At 66.6% G+C, this 16,522-nt stretch carries 9 protein-coding genes; 4 read left to right on the top strand and 5 right to left on the bottom strand.

All coding sequences use genetic code 11. The features are described 5' to 3' along the window. Positions 1 to 38: 38 nt before the first annotated feature. Both E6C76_RS17115 and E6C76_RS17110 read left to right on the top strand, forming a co-directional pair. Positions 39 to 1,610, top strand: a complete 1,572-nt coding sequence (locus tag E6C76_RS17115) for a TerC family protein (protein ID WP_230976303.1) — start codon at positions 39 to 41, stop codon at positions 1,608 to 1,610. Positions 1,611 to 1,647: 37 nt separating this feature from the next. Continuing rightward, entirely contained in the window at positions 1,648 to 2,298 is a 651-nt protein-coding gene (locus tag E6C76_RS17110; protein ID WP_136349460.1) for a DedA family protein, read from the top strand. A 116-nt stretch (positions 2,299 to 2,414) separates the two neighbouring features. Here E6C76_RS17110 and E6C76_RS22645 read toward each other — a convergent pair whose 3' ends face one another. From E6C76_RS22645 to glmU, 3 genes are all read right to left on the bottom strand, one after another. Further along, on the bottom strand, positions 2,415 to 3,722 hold the full coding sequence (locus tag E6C76_RS22645; protein ID WP_136349459.1) for a methyl-accepting chemotaxis protein: 1,308 nt from the start codon (positions 3,720 to 3,722) through the stop codon (positions 2,415 to 2,417). Between the two features lie 265 nt (positions 3,723 to 3,987). Then, positions 3,988 to 5,817 (bottom strand): glutamine--fructose-6-phosphate transaminase (isomerizing), encoded by a 1,830-nt coding sequence (glmS, locus tag E6C76_RS17100; protein ID WP_136349458.1) that lies wholly within the window; start codon positions 5,815 to 5,817, stop codon positions 3,988 to 3,990. Between the two features lie 2 nt (positions 5,818 to 5,819). After that, positions 5,820 to 7,187, bottom strand: a complete 1,368-nt coding sequence (gene glmU / locus E6C76_RS17095; RefSeq protein ID WP_136349457.1) for a bifunctional UDP-N-acetylglucosamine diphosphorylase/glucosamine-1-phosphate N-acetyltransferase GlmU — start codon at positions 7,185 to 7,187, stop codon at positions 5,820 to 5,822. Positions 7,188 to 7,379: 192 nt separating this feature from the next. On the opposite strand from glmU, the gene E6C76_RS17090 reads away from it, so the two are divergent. Together E6C76_RS17090 and E6C76_RS17085 are read left to right on the top strand one after the other, a co-directional pair. Then, complete coding sequence (locus E6C76_RS17090) at positions 7,380 to 8,792, top strand: bifunctional enoyl-CoA hydratase/phosphate acetyltransferase (RefSeq protein ID WP_136349456.1); 1,413 nt, start codon at positions 7,380 to 7,382, stop codon at positions 8,790 to 8,792. Further along, entirely contained in the window at positions 8,789 to 9,973 is a 1,185-nt protein-coding gene (locus E6C76_RS17085; protein ID WP_136349455.1) for an acetate/propionate family kinase, read from the top strand. Before E6C76_RS17090 ends, E6C76_RS17085 begins: the two co-directional genes overlap by 4 nt. Before the next feature lie 203 nt (positions 9,974 to 10,176). Here the strand turns inward: E6C76_RS17085 and E6C76_RS17080 are convergent, their stop codons facing one another. Together E6C76_RS17080 and E6C76_RS17075 are read right to left on the bottom strand one after the other, a co-directional pair. Continuing rightward, entirely contained in the window at positions 10,177 to 11,640 is a 1,464-nt protein-coding gene (locus tag E6C76_RS17080; RefSeq protein WP_136349454.1) for a glutamate synthase subunit beta, read from the bottom strand. Between the two features lies 1 nt (position 11,641). Then, a complete protein-coding gene (locus E6C76_RS17075) occupies positions 11,642 to 16,315 on the bottom strand; it encodes a glutamate synthase-related protein (RefSeq protein WP_136349453.1) in 4,674 nt (1,557 codons plus the stop codon). Positions 16,316 to 16,522: the final 207 nt, after the last annotated feature.

Below are 16,522 nucleotides of genomic sequence, written 5' to 3'. Positions count from 1 at the left end.
CCCGACTTTTTCCCCGCACCGCACCCACTCCAACCAACATGATCGAACTGCTCTCGGACCCAGCCACCTGGATCGGCCTTGCCACCCTGGTTCTGCTGGAGATCGTGCTTGGCATCGACAACCTGATCTTCATCGCCATCCTGGCGGAAAAGCTGCCCCCGCATCAACGCGACAAGGCGCGCGTCATCGGGCTCAGCCTGGCGCTGCTGATGCGCCTGATGCTGCTCTCGGTGATCTCCTGGCTGGTCACGCTGACCACGCCGCTGTTCAGCATGTTCGGCTTCAGCTTCTCCGGGCGCGATCTGATCCTGCTGCTGGGCGGCCTGTTCCTGCTGTTCAAGGCCACCACCGAACTGCACGAGCGCCTGGAGGGCGTGACGCACAAGGGGCCGGCCACGGCGGTCTATGCCAGCTTCTCGGTGGTCGTGGCGCAGATCGTCGTGCTCGACGCGGTGTTCTCCCTGGACGCGGTGATCACCGCCGTCGGCATGGTCAACCACCTGCCGGTGATGATGGCGGCGGTGGTGATCTCCATCGGCGTGATGCTGCTCGCCTCCAAGCCGCTCACCCGCTTCGTCAACGCCCACCCCACGGTGGTCGTGCTGTGCCTGAGCTTCCTGCTGATGATCGGCCTCAGCCTGGTCGCCGAGGGCCTGGGCTTCCACCTGCCCAAGGGCTATCTGTACGCGGCCATCGGCTTCTCGGTGATGATCGAGACCTTCAACCAGCTCGCCAAGCGCAACCTCGCCAGGGAGGAGGCGCGCATCCCGCTGCGCGACCGCACCGCCGAAGCGGTGCTGCGTCTGCTCGGCGGCCGCCCGGCGCCGGAAATGGCCGCCGCCGCACCCGCGGGCGGATCGGTGGCGGCGGCATCCGCCTTCGCCCCGGAAGAGCGCAGCATGGTCGGCGGCGTGCTCACCCTGGCCGAACGCGACGTGCGCTCCATCATGACGCCGCGCTCCGACATCTCCTGGATCGATCTCAACGAAGCGCCGGATGTGATCCGCGACAAGCTGCTGGCCGCCCCGCACGCCATGTTCCCGGTGTGCCGCGGCTCGCTCGACGAAATCGTCGGCGTGGCGCGCGCCAAGGACCTGCTCGCCGACCTGCTGCGCTTCGGGCACATCGACGAACAAGCCAGCCTGCGCGCGCCCATCTACGTGCCGGACAGCACCATCGCCATCAAACTGATCGAAACCCTGCGCCACGCACGCGGGCAGATCGCCCTGGTCAGCGACGAATTCGGCCTGTTCAAGGGCGTCGTTTCGCCCATCGACATCCTCGAAGCCATCGCCGGCGAATTCCCCGACGAGGACGAGACCCTGGAAATCCAGCCCGCCGGGCCGGGCAAATGGACCGTCTCCGGCAGCGTCGACCTCCACCAGCTCGAACAGGCCCTGCACACCGAAGGCCTGCTCAGCGAGGACGGCAGCTATTCCTCCCTGGGCGGCTACCTGCTGGCGAACTTCGGCTACATGCCCAAGGTCGACGAAGCCTTGATCCACGAGAACTTCGAATTCCGCATCACCGGCATCGACGAACGCCGCATCACCACCGTACAGATCCACCGGCTCGAACCGCCCCGGCCGTCCGAACCCGCCGCCGAGTGAACCGCCGGCCGGCCCCTAGCCCAGACACCGCCCCAGCATGGAAATCATCACCTTCTTCATCGACCTGCTCTTCCACCTCGACCAGCATCTGGCCGAGCTGCTCGCCCAGTACGGCCCATGGCTGTACGCCATCCTGTTCCTGATCGTGTTCTGCGAAACCGGGCTGGTCGTCACCCCCTTCCTGCCCGGCGACTCCCTGCTGTTCATGGCCGGCGCGCTGGCCGCCGGCGGCGGCCTGGACCCGGCCGTGCTGATCGGCCTGCTGTTCGTCGCCGCCGTGCTCGGCGACACCGTCAACTACACCATCGGCAAATACTTCGGCCGGCGCATCGAACACTGGAACAGCCGCCTCATCAACCGCCGCGCACTGGAACGCACCCAGGCCTTCTACGCGCGCCACGGCGGCAAGACCATCGTGATCGCCCGCTTCGTCCCCATCATCCGCACCTTCGCCCCGTTCGTGGCCGGCATGTCGCGCATGGAATACCGCCGCTTCGTGTTCTTCAACGTCTTCGGCGCCGCGCTGTGGGTGGCCCCGCTGACCATGCTGGGCTACTGGTTCGGCAACCTGCCGGTGGTCAAGAACAACCTGTCGGCGGTGGTCATCGGCATCGTCCTGCTGTCGGTAACGCCGATCGTCGTTGCGTGGTGGCGGGAGCGCGGGGGACGGGCGGAGGGGCCGGCCTGAACGGTGTTCCGGACCGGATCGAGGCTGAAGACGATCGCCTCATGAAGAACGCCCGGCAAGCCGGGCGTTCTCGTCTGTGAAGGCTGTTTGACTGCTACTCGGCCGCAGCGGCCGCGTCACTCCTCCAGGTGGGCGACGACGTCGAGGAGGTTCGCGATGCTATCGTCAACGCTGGCGATGCGCGTGCGCACGTGCTGCACCTTGGATTGCCTGCTGGTCGAGATTTCATGGATGCGGTCGATCTGGAGTGCGATCAGTTGGGTCAGTTCGGTGTTGGCGTGGGCAACATTGCTGATTTCGGCGGTGGCTTCGGAGGTTTTGGAGGCGAGCTTGCGCACCTCGTCCGCCACGACGGCGAAGCCTCGGCCGCTTTCTCCGGCGCGCGCGGCTTCTATGGAGGCGTTGAGGGACAGCAGGTTGGTCTGGTTCGCGATGCTCTGGATGGTGGTGACGATTTCGTTGATGCTTTCGATCTGGTCGTCGAGCCTGGCGCTGACGGTAGCGGCCTCATTGGCGTGACGCGCGATTTCGTCGGAAAGCGCGACCACTTCGTCGAGTTGCTCCTTGGCTTCGTGCGCGATCTGCGAGGTCTGGCGCGAGGCGTCGGTGGCGGCCGTTGCGGCGTCGAGCTTGGCATTGACACGGCTGGTGATGTCGGACGCGAACTTGATGACCTTGTACACCTTGCCGTCGGCGTCGACGATGGGGTTGTAGGTGGCCTCGAGCCATACGCGCTCGCCGGCACTGTTGAGGCGGTCGAAACGGTCGGACATGAAGTGGCCGTCTGCCAGGCGCTTCCAGAAGTCGGGGTTCTCGCGGTAAAACGCCTCCGTACAAAACATCGAGTGATGTTTCCCCTGGATTTGCTCCAGCGGGTAGCCCATCGTACGCAGGAAATTTTCGTTGGCGGTGAGGATCGTGCCGTCGGGTTTGAACTCGATGACGGCGAGGGAGTTGTTGAGCGCCGTGAACATGGCCGTCTTGTCGAGCAGCGAAAAGTGGTTGTCCGTGACGTCGGAGGCGATCTTGATGATCTTGACGATCTGGCCGCTGGCGTTCCGGACCGGGAAGTAGGAGGCTTCGAGCCAGATCGTCCGGCGCGATTTGGTGAGCCGCCCGAACGTGCTCTGGTTGGGTTGGCCTTGCGCGAGGTTGCGCCAGAAGGCGGCGTATTCGTCGCTGGCCGTGTAGGCCGGTTCGCAGAACATGCGGTGATGCTGGCCGCGGATTTCGTCGAGGGTGTAGCCCGTGGCCGCGAGAAAGCAGTCGTTGGCGTCGAGGATGGTGCCTTCCGGCGTGAACTCGATGTAGGCGAGATTCTGTCGTATGGCGTTCAGGTCGTCGCGATAGCGTGCGATCTCATGTTCGAAATCATCGCGTTGAAGGGCCAGGGCACGTTCGCATTGAGCTTTGCGGATGAACATGGAGCCTCCTCGGTATGCGGCGTACCGTACGCTGATTCATAGTGAGTATGCAGGGGCTGCGGACTTTCTGTCCAGGTGATACTCCCGACGTTGCCATTCAGACCTGAATCGCGATCAGCGACAGCAGTAGCGAACCATCACAATCGAGACACTCTTTCCGGCCACACACAAACAGCAACGCCCGGCATGCCGGGCGTTGTTCATCTTGCGGGAAATCTTCGGTTCTACTGGATCGGAGCAACGAATCAGCGCAACATGCCCATCCTCACTCCACCGTCACCGACTTCGCCAGATTCCTCGGCTTGTCCACATCCGTCCCCTTTACCAGCGCGGCGTGGTAGGACAGCAGTTGCAGCGGTACGACGTGCAGCACCGGGGAAAGCATGCCGTAGTGCTCCGGCATGTGCAGGATGTGCACGCCCTCCGATTCGGGGATTTCGCTGCCGGCGTCGGCGAACACGTAGAGTTCGCCGCCGCGCGCGCGGACTTCCTGCAGGTTGGACTTGAGTTTTTCCAGCAGTTCGTCGGCCGGGGCCACGGCGATGACGGGCATGTCGCGGTCCACCAGGGCGAGCGGGCCGTGCTTGAGTTCGCCGGCGGCGTAGGCTTCGGCGTGGATGTAGGAGATTTCCTTGAGCTTCAGTGCGCCTTCCATGGCGATGGGCCAGTGGCGGCCACGGCCGAGGAACAGGGCGTGCTGCTTGGCGGCGAAGCGCTGGGCCCAGCGTTCGATCTCCGGTTCCAGTTCCAGCACCTTCTGCACGGCCACCGGCAGGTGGCGCAGGTTCTGCAGGTGGCGGGCTTCCTGTTCTTCGGGCAGACGGCCGGCGAGCTTGGCCAGCGTAAGGGTGAGCAGGGCCAGGGCAGCGAGCTGGGTGGTGAAGGCCTTGGTGGAGGCCACACCGATTTCCGGGCCGGCGCGGGTGATGAAGCGCAAGCTCGCTTCACGCACGATGGCGGATTCCGGCACGTTGCAGATGGCCAGGGTGCGCTGCATGCCCTGGGCGATGGCGTGCTTGAGGGCGGCCAGGGTATCGGCGGTCTCGCCGGACTGGGAGATGACCACGACCAGGGTGTCCGGATCCGGCACCGAGTCGCGGTAGCGGTATTCGCTGGCGATTTCCACCGAGCAGGGCACCTTGGCGACCGATTCCAGCCAGTAGCGCGCGACCAGGCCGGCGTGGTAGCTGGTGCCGCAGGCCAGCACCAGCACACGCTGCACGCCGCCCAGCACTTCCAGCGCGCGCGCACCGAACAGTTGCGGGGCGACGGAGCCACCGCCGGTGATGATTTCCAGGGTCTGCGCGAGGGCCTGGGGCTGTTCGAAGATTTCCTTCTGCATGTAGTGGCGGAACTGGCCGAGCTCCACCGCGTCCGCCGACAGGCTGGAGAGGTGGATTTCGCGTTCCACCGAGCTGCCGTCCGGGCGCACGATGCGGTGGCTGGCGAGGCGCAGTTCGGCCACGTCGCCGTCTTCCAGGTAGATGACCTGGCGGGTCACCTGCAGCAGCGCGGCGGTATCGGAGGCGGCGTACATGCCGTGTTCGCCCACGCCGAGCAGCAGCGGTGCGCCGCTGCGCGCGACCACGGCGCGTTCCGGTTCGGCCTCGGCCAGCACGGCGATGGCGTAGGCACCGTGCAATTCATTGGTGGCCAGGCGCACGGCTTCGAAGAGGTCGGCGCCGGCGGCGAGCTTGCTGTGGATGAGGTGGGCGATGGCTTCGGTGTCGGTGTCGGATTCGAACACGTAGCCGCGTGCCTGCAGGGCGCTCTTGATAGCCTCGAAGTTTTCGATGATGCCGTTATGCACCACCGCCAGCCCGCCGGAGATGTGCGGGTGGGCGTTGCGTTCGGACGGCACACCGTGGGTGGCCCAGCGCGTGTGGGCGATGCCGATGCGCGCGCTGGCGTGTTCGCGTTCGGCCAGGGCGGCGAGTTCGGCCACGCGCCCGGCGGCGCGCAGGCGGGCGAGACGGCCATTCGAGACGATGGCCAGGCCAGCGGAATCGTAGCCGCGGTATTCCAGCTTGCGCAGGCCTTCGAGCAGCACCGGCACGATGTCGGCGGTGGAGATGGCGGTGACGATGCCGCACATGGTCAGGCTCCTTGCTTGTTCTTCACCGGGCGCTGCCAGCCCGGAAGGCTGATCTGCCTGGCGCGCGAGACGGTGAGCTGTTCGGCCGGCGCGTCCTTGGTGAGCGTGGTGCCGGCGCCCAGCGTGGCGCCGCGGCCGACGCGCACCGGGGCGACGAGTTGGGTGTCGGAACCGATGAACACGTCGTCTTCGATGATGGTACGGTGCTTGTTGGCGCCGTCGTAGTTGCAGGTGATGGTGCCGGCGCCGATGTTCACCCGGCTGCCCACGTCGGCGTCGCCCACGTAGGCCAGGTGGTTGGCCTTGGAGTGGTCGGCGATGCGGCTGTTCTTCACTTCGACGAAGTTGCCCAGATGCACGTCCGCGCCCAGTTCGGTGCCCGGCCGGGTGCGTGCGTAGGGGCCGATCACGCAGTGTTCGCCCATGCGAGTGGATTCGACGTGGGAGAACGGCGCGATGCGCGTGCCGGCGCCGATAAGCGCGTCGCGGATCACGCTGTTGGCGCCCACGCGCACGCCGTCGGCGAGTTCCACGCGGCCTTCGAACACGCAATTGACGTCGATTTCCACATCCCGCCCGCAGATCAGTTGGCCGCGCACGTCGATGCGTGCCGGATCGATCAGGGTAACGCCGTCTTCCATCAGGCGCTGTGCGATGTTGCGCTGGTGCAGGCGTTCCAGCTCGGCCAGTTGCGGCTTGCTGTTGACGCCCAGGGTTTCCCACTCGGCGGCGGGCTGTTCGGTGACCACCGGTACGCCGTCGGCCACGGCCAGGCCGATGATGTCGGTGAGGTAGTACTCGCCCTGCGCGTTCTGGTTGCCGACGCGCGCCAGCCAGTCGCGCAGGCGGGCGACCGGGGCGACGAGGATGCCGGTGTTCACCTCGCGCATGCTGCGTTCGGCGGCGTTGGCGTCCTTTTCCTCGACGATGCGCGTGACCTGCCCTTCTGCATTGCGCAGGATGCGCCCGTAGCCGGTGGGGTCGTCGAGTTCCACGGTGAGCAGGGCGAGGCGCTCGCGGCCGGCGGCTTCGGCCAGGCGGCGCAGCGTGGCAGCGCCGATGAGCGGCACGTCGCCGTACAGCACCAGGGCCTGCTCGCCATCGGTGAGCACGGGCAGGGCCTGGCACACGGCGTGGCCGGTGCCGAGTTGTTCGGCCTGCAGGGCCCAGTCCAGCGTTTCGTTGGCGAAGCGCGCCCGCACGGCCTCGCCGCCGTGGCCGTACACCACGCAGATGCGGCCGGGTTCCAGGGCACGCGCGGTGTCCAGCACGTGGGCGAGCAGCGCGCGGCCGGCGAGCGGCTGCAATACCTTGGGCAAGGCGGAACGCATGCGCCTGCCTTGTCCGGCGGCCAAGACGACCACTTCCATGGATACCCCGGGGAATGAGCTTTGAATCGGCTGCGATTCTAGCATGCAGGCCTACCGCGCCCGGATGGCGTGGGTGTTACAGCGCGTACGTTGTTGCAGCGCACACAAAATGACCATGTTTGTGCGGTGGATGTCACGGATCATGGTTAGAATCGCCATGTTGCAAATGCAAACACTCTAGCGAGAACCGCCATGGAGCATGCCGTCCAGCAATTCATCGAGAACCGCACCTTCGACGAGATCCAGGTGGGCGATATCGCCCAGCTCGTCCGTACGCTGAAACCGGAAGACATCCACCTGTTCGCGGTGATGTCCGGCGACGTGAACCCGACGCACGTCGATCCGGAGTTCGCCCGTTCCAGCCAGTTCCGCGAGGTGGTGGGCCACAGCATGTGGGGCAGCACGCTGATCTCCACCGTGCTGGGCACCGAATTCCCCGGCCCCGGCACGGTTTACGTGTCGCAGGGGCTGAATTTCTGGCGGCCGATCACCATCGGCGACACGCTGACCATCACCGTGACCTGCCGCGAGAAGCACGACCACAACCATCACATCATCTTCGACTGCCTGGCGGTGAACCAGGATGGCCTGAAGGTGATCGACGGCAACGCCGAGGTACTGGCGCCCACCGAGAAGATCAAGCGCGCGCGCGTCAATCTGCCGGCGGTGACCATCTCCGACCGCGAGCTGCGCTACCGCCACCTGCTGTCGATCAGCACCGGACTGGCGCCGATTCCCATCGCCGTGGCCCACCCGTGCGACAGCGAATCGCTGCGCGGCCCGGTGCAGGCCGCCCAGGCGGGGCTGGTCGATCCGATCCTGGTCGGCCCGGAAGCCAAGATCCGCGCGGTGGCCGAAGAGCACAACATCGACATCAAGGGTTTCCGCATCGTCGATGTGGCGCACAGCCACGCTTCCGCCGAAACCGCCGTGGGCCTGTGCCGCGACGGCGTGGCCGAGGCGCTGATGAAGGGGTCGCTGCACACCGATGAGCTGATGGGCGCGGTGGTTTCCCGCGAGGGCGGCCTGCGCACCGCGCGGCGCATCAGCCACGTGTTCCTCGCCGACGTGCCGACCTATCCGCATCCGCTGCTGATCACCGACGCGGCGATCAACATCGAGCCAACGCTGGAAGTGAAGGTCGACATCATCCAGAACGCCATCGACCTCGCCCACGTGCTTGGCCTGCCCGAACCCAAGGTGGCCATCCTGTCGGCGGTGGAAACCGTCACCCCGAAGATCCGCTCCACCATCGAGGCCGCCGCGCTGTGCAAGATGGCCGACCGCGGCCAGATCAAGGGCGGCCTGCTCGACGGCCCGCTGGCCTTCGACAACGCGGTGTCGCTGGTCGCCGCCAAAACCAAGGGCATCCGCTCGGTGGTCGCCGGCAACGCCGACATCCTGGTGGTGCCAGACCTCGAATCCGGCAACATGGTCGCCAAGCAGCTCGAATACCTCGCCAGCGCGCTGATGGCCGGCGTGGTGCTGGGCGCGCGCGTGCCCATCGTGCTGACCAGCCGCGCCGACACCGCCGAGACGCGCGCCGCCTCCTGCGCCATCGTGCAACTGATGGCCCACAAGAAACGGGAGGCAATGCTCGGATGAAGGCCATTCTCGTCCTCAACGCCGGCTCGTCCAGCCTGAAGTTCGCGCTCTTCCCCACCGAACCGCAGCTGGCCGAAAAGCCCGCGCTCTCGGGGCAGGTGGAAGGCATCGGCGCCAACCCGGAGCTGACCGCGCGCGACGCCAACGGCGAGCGCCATCATGAGCCGGTGACCACTTCCGGCGGGCAGTCCGAGCAGCACCGCGACGCGCTCACCCATCTGTTCCGCTGGCTGGCCGCACACAATCCGGACCTGGAAATCGTCGCCGCCGGCCACCGCATCGTGCATGGCGGCATCCGCTTCAGCGCCCCCACACGGCTGGACGGCGTAACCATGCGCCGGCTGGAACGGCTGATCCCGCTCGCTCCGCTGCATCAGCCGCACAACCTGCGCGCGGTGCACGCGGTTTCCGCGCTGCTGCCGGAAATCCCCCAGGTGGGCTGCTTCGACACCGCCTTCCACCGCACCCAGCCGGCGGTCGCGCAGACCTTCGCGATCCCGCGCGAACTCACCGCCGCCGGCGTGAAGCGCTACGGCTTCCACGGCCTGTCCTACGACTACGTGGCACGCAAGCTGCCGGAGGTGATCGGCGAGCGCGCGAGCGGCGCGGTGGTAATCGCCCACCTGGGCAACGGCGCGTCGATGACCGCGCTGCGCGACGGCAAGAGCGTGGCCTCGACGATGGGCTTCACCGCCGTGGAAGGCCTGATGATGGGCACCCGCACCGGCAGCCTGGACCCCGGCGTGCTGCTCTACCTGATGGAGCAGAAGGGCATGGACCTGAAGGCGCTGACCCGCCTGCTGTACAAGGAATCCGGCCTGCTCGGCGTATCCGGCATCAGCCAGGACATGCGCACGCTGCTGAACTCCGAGGCCCCGGAAGCCAAGGAGGCGGTGGACCTGTTCTGCTACCGCATCGCCCGCGAACTGGGTTCGCTGGCGGCAGCCGCCGGCGGGCTGGACGCGCTGGTATTCACCGGCGGTATCGGCGAACACGCCGCGCCGGTGCGCGAGAAGGCCGCCGCGCTGTCCGCCTGGCTGGGCGTCGAGATCGACCCGCAGGCCAACGCCGCGCACGCCTCGCGTATCGAAAGCGCGGGCAGCCGCGTGGCCGTGGCGGTGATCCCGACCAATGAGGAAGGCATGATCGCGCGCTACACGGCGGAAGTGCTGGAGCTCTGACCCGGGGCCAACCGGTCCGACGGCAGCAAAAAGGGCGACCCGCGGGTCGCCCTTTTTACATCGTCCGTGCCCGACGCGTTCAGCGCGGCAGCACGCTCTCACCCGTCGAATACGCATCGACCTCACGGGTGGCCTGGCGGCCCTCGCCAAGCGGGCCGGTCGGCCCGCTTTCGTCAACTCGCCCTGCGTGGGCGATACGCCGTTCAGCGAGGCAGAACGCTCTCACCCATCAGATACGCATCGACTTCACGGGCGGCCTGGCGGCCCTCGCGAATCGCCCACACGACCAGCGATTGGCCACGGCGCATGTCGCCGGCGGCGAACACGCCCGGCACGTTGGTGGCGTAGCAGCCGGCGCCGTCGGTGGTGGCCTTGGCGTTGCCGCGCGCGTCCTTGCCCACGCCGAAGCCGTCCAGCACGCCGCCCACCGGATTGGTGAAGCCCATGGCGAGCAGCACCAGATCGGCCTTGAGTTCGAATTCCGAACCCGCCACCTCGCTCATCTTGCCGTCCTTCCACTCCAGCCGGACGAGCTTGACGGCCTTGACCTGGCCGTTTTCGCCGATGAATTCCTTGGTGGCCACGGCGAACTCGCGCGTGCAGCCTTCGTTGTGGGAGGTGGAGGTGCGCAGCTTGGTGGGCCAGTACGGCCAGGTCAGCGGCTTGTTCTCCTGCTCGGGCGGCATCGGCATGAGTTCGAGCTGGGTCACCGACAGCGCGCCGTGGCGGTTGGAGGTGCCCACGCAGTCGGAGCCGGTATCACCGCCGCCGATCACCACCACGTGCTTGCCCTTGGCGGAAATCGGGTTGGCGCGGTCGCCGGCCACTTCCTTGTTCTGCGGAATGAGGAATTCCAGCGCGAAATGCACGCCGGCCTGTTCGCGGCCGGGGGCCGGCAGGTCGCGCGGCACTTCGGCGCCGCCGGCGAGGATCACCGCATCGAAGGTCTTCTTCAGTTCCTCGGCGGAGATGATTTCCCTGGCGTCGTTGATGATGCCGGCAGGCACTTCCCTGGCGCCGACCAGCACGCCGGTGCGGAAGGTAACGCCTTCGGCCTTCATCTGCTCGGCGCGGCGGTCGATCAGCGCCTTGTCCATCTTGAAGTCGGGGATGCCGTAGCGCAGCAGGCCGCCCACGCGGTCGTTTTTCTCGAACACGGTGACGTCATGGCCGGCACGCGCCAGTTGCTGCGCCGCGGCCAGCCCGGCCGGGCCGGAACCGACCACGGCGACCTTCTTGCCGGTCCTGGCGGCGGACGGCTGCGGCCGCACCCAACCCTGTTCCCAGGCCTTGTCGATGATGGCACGCTCGATGGACTTGATGCCCACCGGGTCCGCATTGATGCCGAGGGTGCAGGCGGCCTCACAGGGCGCCGGACAGATGCGCCCGGTGAATTCCGGGAAGTTGTTGGTGGAGTGCAGCACCTGGATGGCTTCCTGCCAGCCGTTGCGGTACACCAAATCGTTCCAGTCCGGGATGATGTTGTTGACCGGGCAGCCGTTGTTGCAGAACGGGATGCCGCAGTCCATGCAGCGCGCGCCCTGCACGGCGGCCTGCTGATCGTCCAGGCGTACGGTGAACTCGCGGTAGTCCTTCAGCCGCTCGGCGGCCGGCTTGTAGGCTTCGGACAGGCGCTGGTACTCAAGGAATCCGGTTGGCTTGCCCATCTCAAGCGGCCTCCAGTTGCTGTTGCTTTTGCGCGGCCATTTCGGCCAGCGCGCGACGGTACTCGTTGGGGAACACCTTGACGAAGCGGCCGCGCCAAGTCGTCCAGTCTTCCAGGATCTGGCGCGCGTGCGGGCTGCCGGTGAAGCGTGCGTGGCGCTCGATCAGCCCCTTGAGGATCTGCTCGTCGCCCATCGACAGATGGTTGATCTTCACGTGGCCGTGGGATTCGAGCTCGTCGCCGAATTCGGAACCCTTGCGCGCCTCGATTTCCTCGGGCAGCGGCTCCAGGGCGACCTGCGCCATGTTGCAGCGCTTGTCGAAGTCGCCGGCCTCGTCGAGCACGTAGGCCACGCCGCCGGACATGCCCGCGGCGAAGTTGCGCCCGGTCTGGCCGAGCACCACCACGGTGCCGCCGGTCATGTACTCGCAGCCGTGGTCGCCCACGCCCTCCACCACCGCGGTGGCGCCGGAGTTGCGCACCGCGAAGCGCTCGCCGCCCACGCCGGCGAAGTACACCTCGCCCTCGGTGGCACCGTACAGCACGGTGTTGCCGACGATGATGTTGTCCGCCGTGGCGCCGCGGAACTCGGCCTGCGGGCGCACGACGATGCGCCCGCCGGACAGGCCCTTGCCCACGTAGTCGTTACCCTCGCCCACCAGTTCCAGCGTGACCCCACGCGCCAGGAAGGCGCCGAAGGCCTGGCCGGCGGTGCCGGTGAGCTTGACGTGGATGGTGTCGGCGGGCAGGCCGGCGTTGCCGTACTTTTCGGCCACGCGGCCGGAGAGCATGGCGCCGACGGTGCGGTTGATGTTGCGCACCGGCAGGTCGATGCTGAGCTTTTCGCCCTTTTCCAACGCGGGCCCGGCCAGTTCGATGAGTTGGTTGTCGAGCGCCTTGTCCAGGCCGTGGTCCTGCGTCTCGGTGTGCAGGCGCGGCACGCTGGCCGGCACGTTGGGGCGGTAGAAGATGCGCGAGTAATCCAGCCCCTTGGCCTTCCAGTGCTCGATGCCCTGCTTGATGTCGAGCAGGTCGGCGCGGCCGATCAGTTCGTCGAACTTGCGGATGCCCAGTTGGGCCATCAGTTCGCGCACTTCCTCGGCGATGAAGAAGAAGAAGTTGACCACGTGCTCCGGCTGGCCGGAGAAGCGGCGGCGCAACACCGGGTCCTGCGTGGCGACGCCCACCGGGCAGGTGTTGAGGTGGCACTTGCGCATCATGATGCAGCCCTCGACGACCAGCGGCGCGGTGGCGAAGCCGAATTCGTCGGCCCCCAGCAGCGCGCCGACGACCACGTCGCGGCCGGTCTTGATCTGCCCATCGACCTGCACGCGCACGCGGGAGCGCAAGCGGTTCAGCACCAGGGTCTGCTGGGTTTCGGCGAGGCCGAGCTCCCAGGCCGAACCGGCGTGCTTGATCGACGACAGCGGCGAGGCGCCGGTGCCGCCGTCGTGCCCGGCGATGACGATGTGGTCGGCCTTGGCCTTGGCCACGCCGGCCGCCACCGTGCCCACGCCGATCTCGGAGACCAGCTTGACCGAGATGTCGGCCTTGGGATTGGCGTTCTTCAGGTCATGGATGAGCTGGGCCAGATCCTCGATGGAGTAGATGTCGTGGTGCGGCGGCGGCGAGATCAGCCCGACGCCCGGCACCGAATGGCGCAGGTAGCCGATGTACTCGGAGACCTTGTGGCCGGGCAACTGGCCGCCCTCGCCGGGCTTGGCGCCCTGGGCCATCTTGATCTGGATCTGGTCGGCATTGACCAGGTATTCGGTGGTCACGCCGAAGCGGCCGGAAGCGACCTGCTTGATCGCCGAACGCAGCGAATCGCCGGCGGACAATTCCAGATCGCGCTCGATGCGGCCTTCGCCGATAATCTGCGACAGCTTCATGGCCTTGGTGATCGGCTTGAAACGCATCGGATCCTCGCCGCCCTCACCGGTATTCGACTTGCCGCCGATGCGGTTCATGGCGATGGCCAGCGTGGAATGCGCCTCGGTGGAGATCGAGCCGAGCGACATCGCGCCGGTGGCGAAGCGCTTGACGATTTCCTTGGCCGGTTCGACTTCGTCCAGCGCCACCGGCGCGCCGGCGGGCTTGATCTCGAACAGGCCGCGCAGCGTCATGTGGCGCTTGCTCTGGTCGTTGATGATGCGCGCGTACTCCTTGTACGTGTCGTATTTGCCGGAGCGCGTGGAGTGCTGCAGCTTGGCGATGGCGTCGGGCGTCCACATGTGCTCGTCGCCGCGCGCGCGGTAGGCATACTCGCCGCCGGCGTCGAGCATGGCGGCGAGCACCGGATCGGCGCTGAAGGCCTTCTTGTGCAGGCGGATGGCCTCTTCCATGATCTCGAACACGCCCATGCCCTCGACCTGGCTGGTGGTGCCGGTGAAATACTTGTCGAGCAGCGCCTGCTGCAGGCCGACCGCTTCGAAGATCTGCGCGCCGGTGTAGGACATGTAGGTGGAGATGCCCATCTTGGACATCACCTTCATCAGCCCCTTGCCGACGGCCTTGACGAAGTGCTTGACGTACTTCTCGCCGGTTTCGGCGTCGCCCGCGAGGTTCTGCAGGGTTTCCAGCGCGAGGTAGGGATGCACGGCTTCCGCGCCGTAGCCGGCGAGCACGGCGAAGTGGTGGATCTCACGCGCGGTGCCGGTTTCCACCACCAGCCCGGCGCGCGTGCGCAGGCCCTTGCCGACCAGGTGCTGATGGATGGCGGAAAGCGCCAGCAGCGCGGGGATGGCGACGCTGTCGGCATCCACCTTGCGGTCGGACACCACCAGGATGTTGTAGCCCTGCAGCACCGCGTCCTCGGCTTCCGCGCACAGCGAGGCCAGGCGCGCTTCCACGCCTTCCTTGCCCCAGGCGGCCGGGTAACAGACATCCAGTTCCGCCGAGCGGAACTTGTTGTGAGTGTAGCGCGCGATGTTGCGGATCTTCGCCATGTCGGCGAAGTCCAGCACCGGCTGCGACACTTCCAGGCGGAACGGCGGGTTGATCTCGTTGATTTCGAGCAGGTTCGGGCGCGGGCCGATGAAGGACACCAGCGACATCACCAGTTGCTCGCGGATCGGGTCGATGGGCGGGTTGGTGACCTGCGCGAAGAGCTGGCGGAAGTAGTTGTAGAGCGGCTTTTCCTTGCCCGACAGCACGGCTAGCGGGGAATCATTGCCCATCGAGCCGGTGGCTTCCTCGCCGGCCTTGCCCATCGGCTCCAGGATGAACTTGATGTCTTCCTGGGTGTAGCCGAAGGCCTGCTGGCGGTCGAGCAGCGAGGCGGCGGCCTCGGGCGCCGCCACATTGGCCGGGGTTTCCAGCCCGTCCAGCTTGATGTTGATGCGCGACAGCCAGTCGGCGTACGGGCGCGCGGCGGCGAGGGATTCCTTGATCTCCTTGTCGTCGATGATGCGACCCTGCTCCATGTCGATCAGGAACATCTTGCCGGGCTGCAAGCGCCACTTCTTGACGATCTTGCTGTCGGGGATGGGCAACACGCCGGATTCCGAGGCCATCACCACCAGGTCGTCGTCGGTGACCAGGTAGCGCGCCGGGCGCAGGCCGTTGCGGTCCAGCGTGGCGCCGATCTGGCGGCCGTCGGTGAACGCCACCGCGGCCGGGCCGTCCCACGGCTCCATCATGGCCGCGTGGTACTCGTAGAAGGCGCGGCGGCGCTCGTCCATGAAGGTGTGCGATTCCCAGGCCTCGGGGATCATCATCATCACCGCGTGGGCCATGGAGTAGCCGCTCATCACCAGCAGTTCGAGCGCGTTGTCGAAGGCGGCGGAGTCGGACTGGCCGGGGTAGATCAGCGGCCAGATCTTTTCCAGGTCGGCGCCGAGCAGCGGCGAATGCACGCCCTTCTCGCGCGCGCGCATCCAGTTGTAGTTGCCGCGCAGGGTGTTGATCTCGCCGTTGTGGGCGATGTAGCGGAACGGGTGCGACAGGTTCCACTTCGGGAAGGTGTTGGTGGAGAAGCGCTGGTGCACCAGGGCGAGCGCGGAGACGGCGCGCGGATCGACCAGGTCGAGGTAGTACTCGCCCACCTGGTTGGCGAGCAGCAGGCCCTTGTAGTTCACCGTGCGCGCGGACATGGAGACCATGTAGAACTCCTGCCCGTGCTTGAGCTGCAGCGCGCCGATGGCGTTGGCCGCGCGGCGGCGCGCGACGTACAGCTTGCGCTCCAGCGCCTCGGTGACCATGACGTCCGGGCCGCGGCCGACGAAGACCTGGCGGATCACCGGCTCCTTGGCCTTCACGGTGGGGCTCATCGGCATGTCGCGGTTGACCGGCACGTCGCGCCAGCCCAGCACGATCTGCCCTTCGGCGCGCACCGCGCGCTCGATTTCCTCTTCACAGGCCAGACGCGAGGCCGCTTCCTTGGGCATGAACACCATGCCCACGCCGTACTCGCCGGCGGCCGGCAGCTGCACGCCCTGCGCGGCCATTTCCTCGCGGTACAGCTGGTCGGGAATCTGGATCAGGATGCCGGCGCCGTCGCCCTGCAAGGGGTCGGCGCCCACCGCGCCGCGGTGATCCAGGTTTTTCAGGATTTCGAGGCCCTGCAGGACGATGTCGTGGGACTTCTTGCCCTTGATGTGGGCAATGAAGCCCACGCCACAGGCATCGTGTTCGTTTGCCGGGTCATACAGGCCCTGCTTCTGGGGGAGATCCATCTCGTTCTTCCTCGAAACAACACGTTCAACCGGACGGATCCGGCACGAATCAAGCAGTTGCCAACCCCAAGCAAAATACGCACCAAAATAGTGCAAAGGCCAAAAAAACGCCGGTCCTCAGGCACCGGCTTTGGTCTTTTGCGCGCAATCAGGCGCCCGCATTCTGCTTTCTGGAGAGCGGTCGACGAATATACCCCCCGTGGGGAT

The organism is Pseudothauera nasutitermitis (assembly GCF_004801295.1).
Taxonomy (GTDB): Bacteria; Pseudomonadota; Gammaproteobacteria; order Burkholderiales; family Rhodocyclaceae; genus Pseudothauera; species Pseudothauera nasutitermitis.
Note: the sequence above shows the minus strand (reverse complement) of the source record. Positions and strands in the feature narration are given on the sequence as shown.